This window comes from Virgibacillus salinus, assembly GCF_900102415.1.
In the GTDB taxonomy this organism is placed as follows: domain Bacteria; phylum Bacillota; class Bacilli; order Bacillales; family Amphibacillaceae; genus Lentibacillus; species Lentibacillus subterraneus.
The window spans coordinates 920325-938584 of record NZ_FNKD01000001.1; the positions used below are offsets into that span (position 1 = coordinate 920325).

Annotated in this window: 16 protein-coding genes, 1 tRNA gene and 1 riboswitch; of the genes, 11 read left to right on the forward strand and 6 right to left on the reverse strand. The window is 37.7% G+C overall.

The genetic code is table 11. The annotated features are described in order from the left end of the window. Positions 1-355 precede the first annotated feature (355 nt). The 8 genes from BLS02_RS04350 (at position 356) to panD (ending at position 7527) form a co-directional block, all read left to right on the forward strand. Complete coding sequence (locus BLS02_RS04350) at positions 356-1615, forward strand: hydroxymethylglutaryl-CoA reductase, degradative (protein ID WP_217633932.1); 1260 nt, start codon at positions 356-358, stop codon at positions 1613-1615. Positions 1616-1644: 29 nt separating this feature from the next. Continuing rightward, positions 1645-2553, forward strand: a complete 909-nt coding sequence (locus BLS02_RS04355; RefSeq protein WP_092491732.1) for a hydroxymethylglutaryl-CoA lyase — start codon at positions 1645-1647, stop codon at positions 2551-2553. Positions 2554-2593: 40 nt separating this feature from the next. Further along, positions 2594-2830, forward strand: a complete 237-nt coding sequence (locus tag BLS02_RS04360) for a hypothetical protein (protein WP_092491733.1) — start codon at positions 2594-2596, stop codon at positions 2828-2830. Positions 2831-2832: 2 nt separating this feature from the next. Continuing rightward, on the forward strand, positions 2833-4185 hold the full coding sequence (locus BLS02_RS04365; protein ID WP_092491734.1) for a tripartite tricarboxylate transporter permease: 1353 nt from the start codon (positions 2833-2835) through the stop codon (positions 4183-4185). A gap of 63 nt (positions 4186-4248) precedes the next feature. Continuing rightward, on the forward strand, positions 4249-4782 hold the full coding sequence (locus BLS02_RS04370) for a helix-turn-helix domain-containing protein (RefSeq protein ID WP_302846738.1): 534 nt from the start codon (positions 4249-4251) through the stop codon (positions 4780-4782). 47 nt (positions 4783-4829) lie between these two features. Then, a complete protein-coding gene (locus tag BLS02_RS04375; RefSeq protein WP_254788717.1) occupies positions 4830-6278 on the forward strand; it encodes an amidase in 1449 nt (482 codons plus the stop codon). 103 nt (positions 6279-6381) lie between these two features. Then, positions 6382-6837: an SRPBCC family protein gene (locus BLS02_RS04380; RefSeq protein WP_092491736.1), complete on the forward strand. Its 456-nt coding sequence runs from the start codon at positions 6382-6384 to the stop codon at positions 6835-6837. A 297-nt stretch (positions 6838-7134) separates the two neighbouring features. After that, positions 7135-7527 (forward strand): aspartate 1-decarboxylase, encoded by a 393-nt coding sequence (gene panD, locus BLS02_RS04385; protein WP_092491737.1) that lies wholly within the window; start codon positions 7135-7137, stop codon positions 7525-7527. A gap of 120 nt (positions 7528-7647) precedes the next feature. Here the strand turns inward: panD and BLS02_RS04390 are convergent, their stop codons facing one another. Together BLS02_RS04390 and BLS02_RS04395 are read right to left on the reverse strand one after the other, a co-directional pair. Then, on the reverse strand, positions 7648-10779 hold the full coding sequence (locus tag BLS02_RS04390) for a M14 family metallocarboxypeptidase (RefSeq protein ID WP_175559434.1): 3132 nt from the start codon (positions 10777-10779) through the stop codon (positions 7648-7650). Between the two features lie 220 nt (positions 10780-10999). Continuing rightward, positions 11000-11072: transfer RNA gene (locus BLS02_RS04395), tRNA-Ala, on the reverse strand. 225 nt (positions 11073-11297) lie between these two features. Further along, positions 11298-11382, forward strand: a riboswitch (cyclic di-GMP riboswitch). Between the two features lie 120 nt (positions 11383-11502). Between BLS02_RS04395 and motA the strand changes: the two genes are divergently transcribed. Next, a complete protein-coding gene (gene motA / locus BLS02_RS04400; RefSeq protein WP_092492230.1) occupies positions 11503-12303 on the forward strand; it encodes a flagellar motor stator protein MotA in 801 nt (266 codons plus the stop codon). Further along, on the forward strand, positions 12281-13060 hold the full coding sequence (motB, locus tag BLS02_RS04405) for a flagellar motor protein MotB (protein ID WP_092491739.1): 780 nt from the start codon (positions 12281-12283) through the stop codon (positions 13058-13060). The genes motA and motB overlap by 23 nt, the downstream gene beginning before the upstream one ends. A gap of 87 nt (positions 13061-13147) precedes the next feature. On the opposite strand, the gene BLS02_RS04410 is transcribed toward motB, so the two are convergent. Both BLS02_RS04410 and BLS02_RS04415 read right to left on the reverse strand, forming a co-directional pair. Beyond that, positions 13148-13414: a DUF3006 domain-containing protein gene (locus BLS02_RS04410; RefSeq protein WP_092491740.1), complete on the reverse strand. Its 267-nt coding sequence runs from the start codon at positions 13412-13414 to the stop codon at positions 13148-13150. Between the two features lie 3 nt (positions 13415-13417). After that, positions 13418-14701 (reverse strand): MBL fold metallo-hydrolase, encoded by a 1284-nt coding sequence (locus BLS02_RS04415; protein ID WP_092491741.1) that lies wholly within the window; start codon positions 14699-14701, stop codon positions 13418-13420. A gap of 246 nt (positions 14702-14947) precedes the next feature. Here BLS02_RS04415 and BLS02_RS04420 point away from each other — a divergent pair, with 246 nt between their 5' ends. Next, positions 14948-15241, forward strand: a complete 294-nt coding sequence (locus BLS02_RS04420) for a DUF3006 domain-containing protein (protein ID WP_092491742.1) — start codon at positions 14948-14950, stop codon at positions 15239-15241. Positions 15242-15390: 149 nt separating this feature from the next. On the opposite strand, the gene BLS02_RS04425 is transcribed toward BLS02_RS04420, so the two are convergent. After that, complete coding sequence (locus BLS02_RS04425; protein WP_092491743.1) at positions 15391-16851, reverse strand: sodium/proline symporter; 1461 nt, start codon at positions 16849-16851, stop codon at positions 15391-15393. A 98-nt stretch (positions 16852-16949) separates the two neighbouring features. Next, positions 16950-18116 carry an NAD(P)/FAD-dependent oxidoreductase gene (locus BLS02_RS04430; RefSeq protein WP_092491744.1) on the reverse strand — a complete coding sequence of 389 codons (1167 nt, stop codon included), beginning with the start codon at positions 18114-18116 and terminating at the stop codon, positions 16950-16952. Positions 18117-18260: the final 144 nt, after the last annotated feature.

The following is an 18260-nucleotide window of genomic DNA, read 5'->3' on the forward strand; positions in this document are numbered from 1 at the left end:
GCCACGTAAGGAGCCCTTTCTATGGAAAGAGCTCCTTTATTTATTTAAGGAATTTAAAAAGACAGGTGAAAAGGTACGTAAGATGAACAGATATGATATCCAGTTGTTAGTTTTATTTAGGATTTAATTAGAACTAGCAGCCTTTTTTGTTGAAAGATTAACAAGAAATTGTATTACTTTTAAGCCTTAATTTTTATGATTTTTCAAAGAAGCTATAATTATTTAAATAAAAAGTTGACATATTTAGAAAATTCATTATACACTGTATTCAACAAAATTGAATATAAGGAAACATTGATAAATATAACTTTGAAAGCGCATTCTTTTATCTCAACAAACTTTAGGAGGGTTCATAATGACATCATATATTTCGGGTTTCTATAAGTTATCACCGGAACAAAGGCTGGATAAGGTAACAGCACATCTTGAACTTTCAGATGATGAAAAAAAGATTATAAAAGGGGAACATGGATTTACGATTGAACAAGCAGATCGAATGATAGAAAATGTAATTGGATATTTACCTATTCCATTAGGAGTTGCTGCTAACTTTAAAGTGGATGGAAAAGACGTTTTTGTACCAATGGCTACAGAAGAGCCATCTGTGGTGGCGGCCGCGAGTCATGCTGCGAAATTCGCGTACAACACTGGAGGCTTTACGACTTCTTATTCTGGTTCAATTATGAGGGGGCAGGTACAAGTAACGAACTTGAATGATCCTTATGGTGCATTAGCACGAATTTATGAAAATAAAGATGTTATATTACGACTTTGTAATGAACAGGATCAAACGCTTGTGTCGTTTGGTGGTGGAGCGAAGGATTTGGATGTACATGTTATTCAAGGTGAAGACGAAAAAATGATTGTTGTTCATTTACTGGTTGATACAAAAGATGCCATGGGTGCTAATGCTGTTAATACAATGGCTGAAGCTGTTTCACCGTTAATTGAGAATATTACTGGGGGTCAGGTAGTCTTACGCATTTTATCCAACCTTGCTGATCAGCGGATCGTGCGGGCGCGAGCTGTATTTGAAGATTCATTTGGAGGAGATCAGGAGGCAATCAGTAAATTTATGAAGGCACATCAGTTAGCAATTGCTGATCCATATCGTGCTGCGACACATAATAAAGGAATCATGAATGGAATTTCTGCTGTTGTTCTTGCAACAGGAAATGATACAAGGGCTGTTGAGGCGGGTGCTCATGCATATGCTTCGATTACGGGAAGATATCGTTCGCTAACACAATGGGAGCTTGGTGAAGACAATTCCATTATCGGAACTATTGAGCTGCCGTTAGCTGCAGGATTAATAGGTGGCGCAACGCAAGCGCATCCTGTAGCTAAACTTGCAACAAAAATCTTGCAGGTTAAAACAGCTGAAAAGCTTGCAGGAATTATTGCAGCTACAGGATTGGCACAGAATTTTGCCGGATTAAAAGCCTTGGCGAGCGAAGGTATTCAAAAGGGCCATATGAAGCTGCATGCCAGAAACATGGCATCGATGGCCGGGGCGAGAAATGATCAAATAGATCAAGTTGTTAGACTTGCAGCAGAGCAGGAAAAGTTCAGCTTTGATGATATTCAACAAATTGTGCAGACACTACAGAAGTAGTTTTTTCAAGAGAACTAGGAGGGGTAAACATGCAATGGCCAAAATATGTTCAATTGAAAGAAGTCGGACCTCGCGATGGTTTGCAGAACGAAAAGAGATGGATTCCGACTGCAGATAAGGTGGCTTGGATCAATAAGCTCTCCGATTCGGGGGTAAAAGAGATCGAATATTCTTCATTTGTTCACCCAAAGTGGATTCCGGCCTTGTCTGATGCTCGTGAAGTCGGAAGGCAAATTAAGCGGAATCCGGATGTCTTTTATTCGGCACTTGTACCAAATCTGAAGGGACTGCAGCATGCCCTTGAGACAGGAATTGACGGTGCATCGGTATTTATGTCGGCAAGTGAAACACATAATCGAAAAAATATTAATAAATCTATTGCTGATACATTTCCAGTGTTGGGCCAAGTGGTTCACGAGGCAAAACAGGCAAACAAGCGTGTTACAGGCTATGTTTCAACTGTGTTTTATTGTCCTTTTGAGGGAAAAATTACACCTGAACAAGTTGTCCGTGTTTGCGAAAAATTATTTGAGTATGGAGCAGACGAAATTTCTTTGGGTGACACGATTGGTTCAGCAGTTCCATCACAAGTGGAACAGTTACTCGAAGCCATTCTTTCCCGTTTTCCGGAAGATAAGATTATCATGCATTTTCATAATACGAGGGGAATGGCTATTGCCAACATTATGAGATCACTTCAATATGGCGTTTCCCGATTTGACAGCTCTGTTGGAGGACTGGGAGGGTGCCCATATGCACCGGGAGCTGCAGGTAATGTGGCAACTAATGATGTGCTATATCTGTTACATGGTTTAGGAATTGATACAGGGATTCAGGAAAACAAGATACAGGAAGCTGCATTTTTTATACAGGACAAACTGAAAAAAGAACTGCCAAGTAAGTCGCTTGCCTATGCTGTTAGTGGTAGGGGAATTTGATGTAGTTTGAAACAATTTCGTATAACAAGGGGGTGAGATTTTGAACGAAGAACAGAAGGATTATGTAGATGTGTGGGGAGATAATGTAAAAATTAAAGATCTTGGTATCTCTATGGCACTTTGTATCGCTTTTGCTCTTGGTGGATATATAATCGCTCCAGGCGAGGCGCCTCAACCTTTAATTACTGGTCTTGTCGGCGGTGTTATTGGCTTTATAGTCAGCAGTATTATTATTAAACCAAAACGAACTATTTCCAAAATGAGAGAGGATGTTTAGACTTGGATATGATGATTGTTTTACAAATGATACTTGCTAGCATAGGGGGTGCTGCCTTATATACACTCATTGGAATCGCACCAGGAACAGACGAGACAGCTGTGCTAGCTCCTGTGACTATTGCACTTGTGCTTGTAGGGGTTTCGCCTTATGTGATTCTATCATTTTTCATTGCCGCTATCGTGGCTAAAAAATTAACTGATTCGATTCCTGTTGCAATAGCAGGTATACCTGGTGGTGTTATGTCAGCACCAATGGTCGAGCATGCTATGGTATTGAAAACGCATGGGTTGCCAGATCAAAGTATTAAAAAAATGTCTTCAGGTTCTGTGGTAGGAACGCTGGTTTCCATACCTACAAGTTTCTTAATCGCAAATTTAATTCTACCCTACGCAGATAAAATCAGTGAGTATGCAGGTTTAATCTTTTTTTTAGGTGCAATATTCCTTGCATTAATGACCAAAAATAAAATCTTATCTTTAGCAATTATAGTTCCTTTTGCTCTGCTCATACAGGGGCTACGTCATTTATATTGGGGACTTGAAATTGTACCCTCAGATGTAACAGTCTTTGTTTCTTTCTTTTTAGGAATTACGATTGGTCCAATTGCATTTAAATTATTTGAGCTTTTAAATAATGATTTTCGTAAAAATTTGCCTGGACTAGGGAATAAAGAAATAAGTCTTAAAAGCGCCAAGAAAGAGAAAGGATTTCCAAACCCGTTTAATATCTTAACCAAGAAGGAAACGGCATCTTCTGCATTCGGTAGTTTTATAGGGGCAGTTACTTTTTTTCTTTCACCGGTTGGTATGACAGTATTTTTAGGGGAGTTTTTAACTAGACATATTAAAGATCCTGTTCAGCGGGCTTCCAGGGCAATATCTACAATGGATGGTTTAACAAATGCCGCTTATATTTCAGGAACATTAGTCCCGTTAATTGCTATTGGATTACCTTTGTCACCGATGGCTATCGGCCCTGCAGCTGGATTATTCAATGCTCCTCCAGTTTTCACACCTGAACACAATATTCATCATTTACTTTCCATGGGTGAAATCATGACAGCTACAATAATTGGCGCCATAATTGCTATACTTATTACTTTTTATGTAACTATCAAATATGCAAGCCAAATATGCGCTTTTGTATTTAAGTATATTCCACACGAAGCACTAATCGGGCTTTTTGCGGGTTTAGTCGTTATGTTAGCATTTATGGATGCTGGATGGATCAATATCTTTGGTACTATGCTAATAGCACTTGTTTCAGGTTTACTTCATAAGAATGGTGTAAACTATGGTGTGCTGTTTATGATTTTATATGCTGCACCATGGCTTTTAGGTGTTTTGAGTTAATTTGAAGAAAAACGATTACAAAAGGAGAGGTTTCTCATAAATCTTGATAGTTTAGGCCAAAAAATAAATCAAATTCGTTTGCGGAAAAAGAAAACACAACAACAAATAGCTGATGAATGCGGGATTTCAAAGAGCTTATTGTCAAAAATTGAAAACGGGCAAACCTCTTCTGCGATTGCTACGTTATCGAAAATTAGTAAAGCATTGGATGTACCGCTATCTTGGGTGCTGGACGATCAGGCAGAACAGAATCTCGTGTTGCTTCCAAAGACAAATAGGGAGTCTAATGTAACAGATGAGAATATGGGCTATTCATATGAATTACTTGCAAACAGATCTTCATATTCTGGTGTTGAACCGACGATTGTTAACGTTACACCAAAGGATTCAAATTTACGTCAGGAATCGTATACACACTCACAAGATGAATTTATTTATATTTTAAAGGGGTCCATTTACCTTTATTATGATGGTAATAAACACTATATGGAAGCAGAGGATAGTGCATATTTTAATGGGGATAAACCTCATTTATTTATCCCAGTAGATAATGAAGGGGCCAAGGTGCTGTCGGTATTTATAGATAACCAATTATAAAATCGATAAACCTGTTTTCGAAATAATAACCAAAAGGATGGGATGAAATGGGGACGGATCAAGTTTCATTGTTATCTGCACAATCCATCTTAGACATGGATGCTACTTCTATTGCTAATGCTATTAAAAGTGGAGAATTATCCAGTTATGAAGTGGTAAACATTTATATAGAACATCTTAAGAGAGTGAATCCTGCTGTTAATGCTGTTGTGGAGGAACGATATGCAGAAGCCATAAGAGAGGCTCAAGAAAAAGATAATCAAAAAGAGCACGTCAATAAAGGGCCACTATTTGGGGTTCCAATTAGTGTGAAAGAAGCATTTAATGTTGTGAACATGAAAACAACAGGTGGACTGTTAAATAGAAAGCACTTGATAGCGAGAGAAGATGCAGATGTTGTGGCAAAGTTAAAAGAGGCTGGTGCAATTATTCTAGGTAAGTCAAATATACCTGCACTATGTTTTTGTCAGGAAACTGATAATAAATTGTATGGCAGAACGAACAACCCATGGGATGTTGCCAGAACAGCTGGCGGCTCAAGTGGTGGAGAAGGTGCATTGCTCGGAGCAGGTGGAGCTGCAGCTGGAATTGGTTCCGATATTGGTGGCTCTATTCGCTTTCCAAGTCATTTTAATGGGGTAGTTGGATTTAAACCGGGGAAATTTCAAGTATCATCCAATGGCCATTTTCCAGCTGACACTATTCCTTTACAAAAAAGAATGTCAGGAATGGGGCCGATGGGAAAATCGGTGCGTGATATGGAATTAATATACGATATTATTGCAAATAACCCCTTTACCGAGCAATCCCTCAGTGATTTCGAGATTGATATTTTATCATTCGATATGAATATTCCGTTATCGCAAAAAACTAAGGAGACGCTGAGTGGAATTGAACAATATTTAAGTAGATTATTTTTGGTAAATAGATCCACACCTCCTTACTTTGAAAATAGTGCCCAGCTATGGCAGGAAATTATGTCACTTGATGGTGGAAAGAGTATGGAAAAACTAGCGTTCAGTACGGACCGTTCAAACGTATTAGCCGCATATGCTAAAGAAAAACTAACCAGGAAAACTAAGGTTCATCCGTATTTGTCATGGGCATTAATTGGAGCTAAACTATTCAAACCATCGGCAGGCAGAATAAAGGAAATAGAAGGTATTATTGAGCAGGGAGATGAGGAGGTAGCCGCTTTTTTGAACAATCGGTTATTAATTTTACCGGTTTATCATACAGGCGCACCTGAGCATGGAAAGGTATTTCAAGAAATATTCTCCATCCGTAAAACGTTCCTGCACTATATGCCATATATTGCATACGCTAATGTTTGGGGGTTGCCATCATTGACAATACCGGCTGGCACTGATGAAAATGATATGCCAATTGGTATTCAGATTATAAGTGCGAATGGTAATGAGGATGCGATATTCCAGTTAGGCAAGATAGTGGAGCGGAAATCTGGCGGATATAATCGTTGTAGTGGATTGGATTAGTCTCATAATAATAATTTTAGAATATGCTTCTAGATTTATAAAGCAGGCATATAATAATAAATGTGCAATTTAACGTAAGTTTAACAAACAGGGAGGTAGTATAATGCCATATGGGAAGCACCAGGTGGATCTTGATATTCCGATTGAATACATCTGGGAATTTGTCAGTGATATGAATAAGTGGGCCCCATTAGTTCCTGGCTATGTGACGCATGAAATTCTTAACACCAAACAATCGACCTGGACATTTAAAGGTGACGTCGGTATTATACAAAAAACAGTTTGTCTTCAGGTGGACATCACAGAATGGAAAGAGCCGACCACAGTCTCTTTTCGTTTAACCGGAGTGAACGAGAATTTTGATGGAAATGGTTTTTTTGAAGCTGAGGAGAAAAACGAATATGTGACAAGAATGACTGGCTCCCTAAATATAACCGCAAAAGGATTTACCGGACCGATGATAAACTCAGTGCTAAAATCATTCGTACCAAAAACCACGAAAGAGCTAACCACAGCAGTAGCAAATGAATTAGTACCTGTAACTTCCCGATCTTTGTAACAATTTTTGTTTTATAAATATTGTTGTTTTCGGACACTGTTCTCTAAACGGAGAGCGGTGTTTTGTTTATAAGGACCTGGAAAGGTGAAAAATGGTTATATTAATGGTTGTAATGTTGTTGTTGTTACAGGAACGAAATAGATATCGCATTCGACATATTATGATAAAAAACGGGAAGTGACAGGCACTTTATCAAAGGTAGAGTTTGCAATGCTTGTAAAAGCCCACTTGTAATTATCGTTGGTTTTAAGTCATACTATACTTGAGATGTTCATTTATTACAGAGGAGGCATTTTTATGCAACGCTTAATGTGTAAAGGAAAGATACATAGAGCTACAGTCACGGAGGCTGAGCTTGATTATGTTGGCAGTATAACGATCGATTGCAAGTTAATGAAGGAAGCAAATATTAAGCCTTATGAAATGGTACAGATTGCAAACATACGAAATGCTGCAAGATGGAAGACCTATGCCATTCCGGCTCCAGAGGGCTCGAACCGCATTTGCCTCAACGGTCCGCCTGCAAACTTATTCTCTCCAGATGATCTGGTTATTATTTTGAGCCAAGGCCTCATGACCGATGAGGAAATAGAACATTTAAAGCCTAAAGTAGTATTTGTTGATGAAAATAACGAGATTACCAGTGTTGAGGAACATGATTTACATTGGCCTGAGGGTGTGGAATTATAAATTATGGTTGTGAGAAAAAGGCTGAAATGCTGGTCACTGGAGTTAACAATAGAATGACGTAATTAACTGCAAAAAGAATAATCCTACCAAGTACACTTGGTAGGATTATATGCGTTCAACCTATTTAAGAGCCTCTTTTGCTAGCAATAAACCAATAGAGTTATTTTGTCTCCATATTCGATCATAATAACTTAAAGGTACAGGTTGGTTCCCAACAGGCGGTGAGAGTTCAGGTGTCAAACCAGTTTTTTTCAATGATTCAATTACCCAATCAGTATACCCCCCACCACTTGGATTGGTAGGATGGTAAAGACTATAACCAGTTTTATTACTCACTTTTTCCGCAATTTCCCGATGTTCTTCTCTTAATTTTCCAGTTGAGTTGAAAGCCCAATATAAGATTTCACCAGAAGAATGATAAGCTACGTGTGATTCAAAATTATGTTTTTTGGTGAAATTGTAAAGAGCTTGTACTTCCGGCTCGGTAAGTGGTGCTGTTCCCTTATAATTGTATGGTCCTGGGCTAGAAGCGACGTATCTGATATTTTCCCATTTAGCGGGATATTGTCTATTCAAGTCTACTCCCCTTGAATTGGCCTTCCACGCAGTAAAGTTTGTACTTCCATTATTCAATCTAATTAATTGAGATCTATTATTGAAACCATCCGCCCCAAATTGATTCAAGGTCACTCCGTCGGGATTTACCATAGGTACATAGTAGATTGTCACTTGATTCAGCAATTTGCGAACATTATAGCCATCAATTTTTGTCCCGTTCACAAAAGCTCTACTATACTCATCAATTTGATGCATAACCAAATTTGTTGTAATCCATTCACGAGCATGGTGGGATGAATTGATTGTAATCTTTTTATCCCCATTCCCTACTTTCACTAATGGTATATCCCGTCCTTCGACTGATTTACCGATGACATTAGTACGAATGATTCCTGGATAGGCGTTCTTTAGCTTGGTAATGTCACTAACCATTTGATTGTAGGAATAGACAGTCTTAGGATTGACAATCGGTCCAATATCATCCATCTCATCTACCACATCATTCTTATGAATATAACCAGTATGTTTTTTTCCATCTATAAAAATGATTGCTTCATACCAATTTGATGTAAAGGATTTGAAAATCAATTTCGAACCAAAGCTATATCCCTTCAGTTTCTTTGATTTTCTTGAAGTCTTATTGTAAACAAATGTCTTATCTCTTACTGCTATCCCATCTAAGGTATTCCGACTAGCATTTTCATCTAATACGTCGTTTTTGTGAATGTAACCAGCTTGTGCTTCTCCATTCACATATATCAAGGCTTTATACCAATCTTCCATAAAAGTTTTATAGTATAATAGTTTTCCTTCATTATAAGATTTTAATACGTCCCGCTTCTTACTAGGAGCTGAATAAACGTTTATTTTGGAATGGTATGCATAACCTCTCATACTCTCATGATTATCTACAGGCATCTCAACATCTTTTTGGTGAATATAACCGATATGCTTTTCTCCATTTTTATAAATTAATGCTTCATACCAATTATTCAAGAATGTTTTATAGTACAATAAGCTACCTTCTTGATAAGATTTCAATGACTTACTAGTCCTGCTTGGACTTGAATGAATTAGCGTTTTGTTTAATGCATAACCTGATAAATTCTCTTGATTTTTCACAGGCTCTTCAATATCACCTTTATGGATATAACCGGTATATTTTACCCCGTTTTTATATATAATTGCTTCATACCATTTACTTAAAAATGTTTTATAGTAAAGCAAACTTCCTTCATCGTAGGATTTCAACGAGCTACTATTTTTACTAGGGTTAGAATGCACATGAGTTTTCTTTACAGCGTATCCTGATGAGCTTTTTTGGTTCTTAACAGGTGACTCCACATCATTGACATGAATGTACCCCGTGCGTTTATCCCCATTCACATAAACCAGTGCTTCATACCAATCTTCTAAATACGTTTTATAATATAGTATTTGTCCAGCCTCATACGACTTCAAGGATGAACTATCTCTACTAGGTCGCTTATATACATTAGTAGTAGAGTTTATCGAGACACCTTTTAGACTTTTTTGGTCTCCAACAGGTTCCTCCACATCAGAAGCGGATATATAACCTGTTTTTGCTTCTCCATTTATATATACTAAAGCTTCGTACCATCCATCAATGAACGTTTTATAATATAATGTTTTACCTTGCGGATAGTTTTTTATTATTTTTGAATTTTTATTTGCATTAGAATATATGTATGTTTTATTTTTTTGCGCAACACCTGATAAAGAGACAGGATTATTGGTAGGCTCTTGTACATCATTCAAATGAATGTATCCTATTCTAGCCTCACCATTTACATATACTAATGCCTCATACCAATTACTCAGAAATGTCTTATAATATAATATGTCACCTTTTGGATAACTTTTTAGTATTTCACTATTCTTGCTTGCAAAGGAATAGATATTAGTCTGACTGTTTGAAGCTATTCCTGACAAACTTTGCTGGTTCTGAACAGGTTCTTCCACATCATCATGAGATATGTAGCCTGTATGCGGTTGACCATCCACGTACACAATAGCTTTATACCAACCACTAATAAAAGCTTGATAATATAAAAGTTTTCCTTTTGGATAACTCTTCAGCGACACAGAGTCCTTAGAAGCTTTGGAGTAAACATGCGTTTTATCATTTAAAGCAATTCCAGAGAAAGAGCTTGGATTGTTCAGTGGCTCTTCTACTTCTTCTGCGATTATGTAACCTGTTGTTTCTTTCCCATCAGCATTTAATGTTATCTCGTACCAACCATTAGTGAATGTTTGATAAGATACTAATGTACCTTTTTCAATAGATTTCATTACAATAGAATTCTCAACTGGCTTTTGATAAACGTTCATGACATCAGGAATTACTACACCCTGAAGATCTTGTGTTTCGGGTTCGATCAATGTAACGTCATCTTTATGTACATATCCTTTCTTTGTTTCCTCGCCAATAATTACTTCTACATTTAACCAATTACCGTCATTTTCATCTTTCTGGTAATTGATAATAGTACCCAGTTCATATTCTATTAATACTTCTGATTCAACATCTTTATCGACATATACTTGAAGAGTTCCATCCATAGACACTGCTCTAGATGCTTCCACCTCTTCAGCAGATGTAAAGATAGGTTGACTCACCAATCCCATTAATACAATAAAAAATATAATATTTATTAATAGTTTATACCTCAAAAAACACCCCTCCATAATAATAGTTAGTCTTTATTATATCAGTTCAAAATTAATAAAAAAGGTTCAAAGTAAAGTATTAGTAAAGAATAATATAAAAATTTCATTTATATATTTTATAGTTTGTACCTTTGGGTTTTTCGCACACAACGCAAAAAAACCACTTACATGATGTAAGTGGATATTTCTATTTACCCCTTGATACCACAAGACTTAAGTTGGATGGAGCATAGCGGGCTCGAACCGCTGACCCTCGCGCTGCCAGCACGATGCTCTCCCAGCTGAGCTAATGCCCCGTTGAGTCAGACTTTATTATAAGCATTTTCTTTATTTTTTTCAAGGTATCAGATGATTTTAGAGTATCAGAAGGCGCAATCATACTGGCCACAACACATGTTAAATTTTTCGAAATATTTTTTCTTCCCTTTTGATATTCAACTTTCCGGAATTTTGAACGATATAGTTAGTATGAAACTTCTAATAAAAATAAGGGTTGATTGATGAGAAAAAAGTTGAATAACCTGCGATAACGGCAAACTTATTGAAAGGTAAGGACGCAGAGCCACGGGTCTAAGGTTTTATGACTATGATCGCCGGGTTACCGAAAAAGGATGAAAAGATTAGTAGTTAAGCTAATTAAAGTCTATCATTTTTGGTAGGCTATTTTTAATTATAGGAAAATCGGGAATTCTCAGTTATTCCCTATCTTCAAGGAGGTACATAATGATGGATAAGACATCAATTATTGGCATTTTTATCGGATTTTTAGCTATTGGGATAGGTATGACACTTAAAGGTGTTAATCCCGCAGCGTTAGTTAATCCTGCTGCTTTTATTATTATATTTTTCGGAACAGCTGCGTCTGTGTGTATTGCTTTTCCAATGGAAACGATTAAAAAGGTACCGAGACTATTTATAATACTATTTAAGGAAGATAAGCAGAACGATGTAAAACAAACTGTTGATAGATTTACTGAATGGGCAGAGCTTACTCGGAAAGAAGGAATACTATCGCTTGAGTCTAAAATAGAACAGGTGGATGACAGTTTTTTGTCGTCAGGCATCCAGTTGGCTGTTGATGGGCAATCAACGGAGTTTATTAGAGAGCTTATGTTAGAAAAAATTGACGCTATGGAAGAGAGGCATCAGAAAGGTGTTTCCGTCTTTTCACAGGCTGGTACATACGCTCCAACGCTTGGTGTGTTGGGGGCGGTTGTCGGTTTAATCGCTGCTTTAGGTGATATGAATGACATGGAGGCTTTAGGACATGCTATCTCTTCGGCTTTTATCGCAACTCTGTTTGGTATATTTTCTGGTTATGTATTGTGGCACCCTTTTGCAAACAAACTTAAAGAGAAATCAAAAAAAGAGGTGCTGATGAAACAAATCATAATTGAAGGTGTCTTATCCATAACAAATGGTGAATCCCCACAGCTGATTCGGGATAAATTAAGTTCATATTTATCTCCAAAAGAGTTATCGAAGTTAGACCAGGAGGGATCAGATGCGCAGAAAGAAAAAGAATGATGAAACTCATATGAGTGAATCCTGGTTGCTTCCTTATGCGGATTTATTAACGCTGCTCCTGGCATTATTCATAGTTTTATTTGCGATGAGTGAGCTAGATGCAAAAAAATATGAGGAGCTCTCTCGCGTGTTTAATAGTGAGTTTTCCGGGGGCGATGGGATACTAGAAGAAAGTAATAGCACAGTAGAGATGCCTCAGGATGTGGAAGAGGATGAAGAGGAGACTGAAAAACCTGAGGAAGAGGAAAAAGAAGAAAAGTTAAGTGACAGTGAACAAGAGTTAAATAGATTGGAATTGCTGCAGAAGAGAATAAATGAATATATAACTGAAAACAATCTTGCCGAAAAGTTAGGAACAAAGTTAACTGGAGAAGGATTATTAGTTACTATTATCAATGATGTAACATTTGATTCTGGAAGCGCGGTGGTGAGGGGAGAAGGCAGGAAAATTGCAAGTGCTATATCAACCTTTTTGTACACGGATCCACCACATCAAATAGTAGTCAGTGGACATACAGATGAACGGCCAATTCGTACTAGTAAATTCTCATCGAATTGGGATTTAAGTGTCATGCGAGCGGTTAACTTCATGCGTTTAATACTAGAGAATGACAAACTTGACCCAAGAACATTCAGTGCAAAGGGGTTTGGTGAACATAAACCACTAGTACCGAACACCAATGATCAAAATCGGGCAAAAAACAGACGAGTAGAAGTGCTGGTATTGCCTAATTATGATATTAAAGAAGAATTGTAGTGGTGCCTGTCACTTCCCGATTTTTGTCAATTTTTATCGATAAATAAACTAAAAGCTGGAGTCCATATAGGATTTCGGCTTTTCATATTATTGCTTCTTCTTAAACTTACTCCCTTTACTTTTTGCACGTAATTTTGCCATTAAATCAGATGTTTCTTCAGCTTCCTTTTGGGTGGTTGCTTCATCAATCGAAACAATCTGGTACTTATCGTCTATTTTTTCCATAATGAAGTACGTATTTTCGCTGCTGCCATTAGGTAATTCATCAACCGGAATGACCACTTCTTCCTTGGTTTCCTCAATGAGGATGACGGCTTTGTTATTGTCTTCAAATCGATCTAGTATTCCTCTCATGTTTTATCCTCCTGTACATGCTAAGCCTTGGCTTTTGATATCGGCTATCCGCGATGGACCAATTCCACTAACATCTGTTAAATCATCTACTGATTGATATGGACGTAATTTCATCAAATCCTCTGCACGTGCCGGACCGATATGGATAATTTCCTGCAATTTATTAGATGATGCATTGTTGATGTTAATACAGTCCCTAGTTGCTGTCTTATTTTCCGTGCTAGTTGATTGATTATTTGTATCATTATTGGATGAGTTATCTGAGGAATCGCTGTTACTTGGGCTGATTGTGCCATCTTCTTTTGTTTGGATGGTATAGTCTTTTCCATCCGTTGTTACAACAATCGTTCCATGAACATCAGTACCATATAATTTGATCCCAGCGTTTTGAATAAGTGAAATCACTTCGGCATGAGGGTGTCCATATTGGTTATCTGCTCCTGCACTGTAAATGGCTATTTCAGGACTTACTGCATCAATAAAGGCTGGACTACTGGATGTGTTGGATCCGTGGTGTCCTAATTGCACAATGTCAGCATTAACATTATTTCCGCTGTTTACCATTTCCATTTCGCTATCACGATCAGCATCGCCAGTGAACAGGAAGCTCATGTCGCCATATGTGAATTTTGCGGAAATGGATTCTTCGTTTGTGTTGCCAGAAATACTGCTTGGATGGAGAACGGTTATGTCCATCGTACCAATTTCAAACGTGTCTCCGGTTCTTGGCTCATCGTAGTCAGCATCACTTGCCAGAACAGCTTTCATACCTTGTTGAAATGTTTGTGATGAACTTTCATTTCCAGACATCCAAACTTCGCCAACATCAAATGTGTTCATGACATCTGCCAATTGCCCGGAGTGATCAGCATCAGCATGACTGACAATGAGCACATCGATAGAAGAAACACCTTGTGCTAAAAGGTAGTTAGCCACCTCATTTCCTTGCCAATCTCCAGTATCAAATAATATAGTGTATTGCTCACCATTACTCTTATATTGAAAAAGGGTAGCGTCAGCTTGTCCAACATCGATGTAGTGAACCTTCAAATCTGATAATGAATTGCTCTTTTTAACAGGTTTATCATCTGAAATTGGTTTGGTAGCTCCATCGGTTTCGCTTTGGTTTGAATCTTGCTCTTTCGGTTTCTCCTTATCCTGTAATGAATCTTTTACTGATTCCGAATGGTTTGTGCCCTTTTGTTGATCAGTTGAACCTTGATCTGTGTTTTGGCCGCATGCTACCAGAATAGCGAAAATTAGAATAAATAAATATTTTTTGGTCATCTTAATGTCTCCCCAATCGCCTAACTATTGCTTATCTTTAAGCGTATCAGAGCTATTAGGGAAAATCTATATACAAAATGATCATAATTGATTTTTGAACTGAGTTTTGTACGTGAAAATTTAATTTTTTCTAAGGAAAGAATTTAATTTTCCCTTAGATGTCTGCTCCGCTTTTCCAATTATCGTTATGTGCAAATTGCGATCTATCTTGTCATAATAGAAAAAAAGTTAAACAAGGAGCAACTCATGAATATTGTCTGGAAGTATTACCTGTTGGTACTGTTTTTGTTGTCATTGACTTACCTGGATTCTGACGTCAATTCAGAACTGATTACAGCCGGAGTATTGGACCGAATTGAAGATGGTAATCAGGCCGTTATTTTACTGGAAGAATTGCAGCAAGAACTTGTTGTACCGATGCATACATTACCACCTGGGAGTACACCGAATACATGGCTCCAGATTAAAATGCGTGGTGCCTGCGATTTGCCGGTATTTAGCGGATTTTGTCTGATCGGAATAACTAAATTAATCAAGTAGTTCTATTTATACTACAATCGAACGTGAAACAAAAAAAGTGGCATCTTTCAGGAAAAAATTTATTTTACTTTTTATGCCACTTTCTTGACTTGAGGTTCGATTATTATAGTAAGAGGAAGCACCTAAGGCACTTCCTCCAACTATAATCATTATAATGCTTCTTCCGTTGTACCTAACTCTATCTTCTCGTCCCTATCTGGCATTAATAAGCTAAATACGATACCGAAAAATAGAGCTATGAAAAAGGTGGAGAACTTTGATGTGATCATTTCTTCAAGTGGTGTGCTAATCCAAATTAATGTAGATATTAAGCCTGATAGGATAGTAGCAATAACACCAGCACCCGAGTAACGTTTCCAGAAAAATGTCATTAGAATAGCTGGTGACAGTGTACACCCGACTCCTGCCCAGGCCCAGCTGACAACAAGATAAAGCAACGATTCAGATACGAGAGCAATTGTCATTCCAACTAATCCGAAAAATACAACAGAAGCACGCGAGATCCAGATTAATTGTTTCTCGGTTAAATCGATACCCATTGCTTTGTGAATAATATCCTCACTGACAGAACTTGTAACAACCATTAGCTGTGAATCAGCAGTGGTGATAATTGCAGCCAAGATTCCTGCAAGTAGAATTCCGGCAATCCAAGGAGGCATTAAGTCCAGAATCATAGTAGGCAGAATGATTTCGACATCGGCAAAAGATCCCTGACTATACATCGCAATTGCACATATACCGATTAGGAATGCCCCGCTGTAAGCGAGAACTGTCCATATGATTGCAACTACACTGCCTTGATTAGCTTCTTTATCATTTTTAAGGGCCATGAAACGAGCGCTAAGCTGTGGCTGTCCCCCTAAAAATCCAAAGAACCATGAGAAGTTGTTGAAGAATAATACGCCAAGAGCAAATCCAGTCAAACCACCAAACCAATTATTGTACGAATTACCTGCATCAGCAAGTGATTGACTGATTGATAAGTCGTTTGTGTTAATGTAAATAAGTGCGACAATCGGTAAAATAACTAAGGTGATTAACATCATGATACTTTGAATCATATCTGTCCAAACTACTGATATAAAACCGCCAGCAAATGCAATAATAATTATGATAATAGTAGCTAGAATAACGCCAGCTGTGGGGGACATACCAAATGTTGTGAAGAGCATTTTGCCAGCACCAGCCATTTGTGCGCCTACATAAAACATTAGAAATCCCGCAATAAGGATACTTGTCAGCCAGCGAATAATATTGGCTTTTTCACCAAAACGTGCTGCAAGGTAATCTGGGAGTGTGAGGACGTTATATTTATTGGTCTCCCTCATAAATTTCTTGGCTAGGAATAGCCAGGCAAATAAAATACCAATTGCGATACCGGCAGCTACCCAAACCCCTGATAACCCTGTCATAAATACAAAACCGGTATACCCTAAGAGTAACCATGCTGATTCACCAGTTGCACGTTCGGAAAAGGCAAGTGCCCATCCAGGTAACTTTTTTCCACCCAGTAAAAAATCGGAATGTGTCTTACTTTTTTTACTGAAATAGTAACCAATAGTCAATATTACTAAGCAATACAGAATAAATTCGATTAATATTATATTCATTCGTAAAACCTCCATTTTTTGTAATCGCTTACATAATACTAGTGCATAAATCTTAGCTTGAGACCGTTAAATCATCCTCCTTCTATAGTCGATATAGATTACACTATTGCACCTTCAATAAGTAAATCTTTTTCTTCAAAACGTTCAAATCGGAGCGGTGATAAATTAAGTGTTTGATAGTTTCCTGTACGGATTAATTCGGACAAACCTTTACCCACAGCTGGCGCCTGCTGCATACCATGTCCACTGAACCCACAGGCTAAATAATAACCATTTACTTCTGGATGTTCACCGATAATCGCATTTTGATCCTCTGTATTATGGCTGTACATTCCTGCCCAGCCACTGATGACCTTTGCGTATAGAAAATTATCAATCCGATGTCCGAGAATAGGCCATAATTGCTCCAGGAAAAGTTCGCGGGACCATTTAAAGTCGATTCCTGGTTTGACTTTTTCCGAGAACCCTACAATCAGACTCTGTCCTTCATGACGAAAATAAACCCCAGTCGGGTCAACAGTTAGAGGCAGTTTATGTGTTAAAGGTTCTGCAATGTCAAACTGGATAATCTGCCTTTTTAATGGAATAACAGGCACAGGACAGTTAATTGTTTCACTTAATGCTGGTGCCCAAGGACCGGCACAATTTATAACGATTGGTGCGTGATATGTATCGCCATTTTCTAATTGTACACCGGTAACACCCCGATTGTTTTTTATTATCGTTTCAACTGGTTCATATACATAAGTGGCCCCAAGCTGTTTTGCCTTTTTGGCATAGCCTTGCATGACCGAATAGGGATCAAGATATCCGTCTTCTGCACAATACAACCCTCCTTGTAAATCATCTGTGTTTAATTCAGGAATAATGGTTACTAATTCCTCAGGTGACAAAAATTCAGATGGAACACCATATTCGCGTTGTAAGTTCGCTTGCTTTTGTAATTGATCCATGTTTTCATTTTTAGCTAGGAATAAATAGCCTCGTTGCTGAAAGTCTATTTCAGCCTTTTCACCGTTGATTGCCATGTCTTCAGGAAATGTTTTGTATCGTTCTAAACTGTAGCGACTAATTTGAATGTTGATTGCTGTGGTGAATAACTGGCGGATGCCTCCAGCACTTCTAGGCGTTGAGGAAAATTCATATATAGGGTCTTTTTCAAAAACTGTAATCTTGCCTGTGTAACCATCATTTAGCAGGTTATAAGCAACACTCGAACCGATTACACTCCCGCCAATAATGATGATATCTGATGTTTTTTGCATTAAATCACCTCTGATTAATAGTTAGATAATTCTTAACATTTTATTTATAACGTATTTTTCACAGTAAAGTCTATGGGCACTTTACACAAAATTAGTAGTGGAAAGTGAAGTGTATTATTATTTAAAATATTGTGATAATATTAA

Bases quoted from the DNA above. Each gene is read 5' to 3' on its own strand.
- BLS02_RS04350 (WP_217633932.1), top strand. From the start codon at position 356: ATGACATCATATATTTCGGGTTTCTATAAGTTATCACCGGAACAAAGG.
- BLS02_RS04355 (WP_092491732.1), top strand. From the start codon at position 1,645: ATGCAATGGCCAAAATATGTTCAATTGAAAGAAGTCGGACCTCGCGAT.
- BLS02_RS04375 (WP_254788717.1), top strand. From the start codon at position 4,830: ATGGGGACGGATCAAGTTTCATTGTTATCTGCACAATCCATCTTAGAC.
- BLS02_RS04380 (WP_092491736.1), top strand. From the start codon at position 6,382: ATGCCATATGGGAAGCACCAGGTGGATCTTGATATTCCGATTGAATAC.
- panD (WP_092491737.1), top strand. From the start codon at position 7,135: ATGCAACGCTTAATGTGTAAAGGAAAGATACATAGAGCTACAGTCACG.
- motA (WP_092492230.1), top strand. From the start codon at position 11,503: ATGGATAAGACATCAATTATTGGCATTTTTATCGGATTTTTAGCTATT.
- motB (WP_092491739.1), top strand. From the start codon at position 12,281: ATGCGCAGAAAGAAAAAGAATGATGAAACTCATATGAGTGAATCCTGG.
- BLS02_RS04410 (WP_092491740.1), bottom strand. From the start codon at position 13,414: ATGAGAGGAATACTAGATCGATTTGAAGACAATAACAAAGCCGTCATC.
- BLS02_RS04415 (WP_092491741.1), bottom strand. From the start codon at position 14,701: ATGACCAAAAAATATTTATTTATTCTAATTTTCGCTATTCTGGTAGCA.
- BLS02_RS04420 (WP_092491742.1), top strand. From the start codon at position 14,948: ATGAATATTGTCTGGAAGTATTACCTGTTGGTACTGTTTTTGTTGTCA.
- BLS02_RS04425 (WP_092491743.1), bottom strand. From the start codon at position 16,851: ATGAATATAATATTAATCGAATTTATTCTGTATTGCTTAGTAATATTG.
- BLS02_RS04430 (WP_092491744.1), bottom strand. From the start codon at position 18,116: ATGCAAAAAACATCAGATATCATCATTATTGGCGGGAGTGTAATCGGT.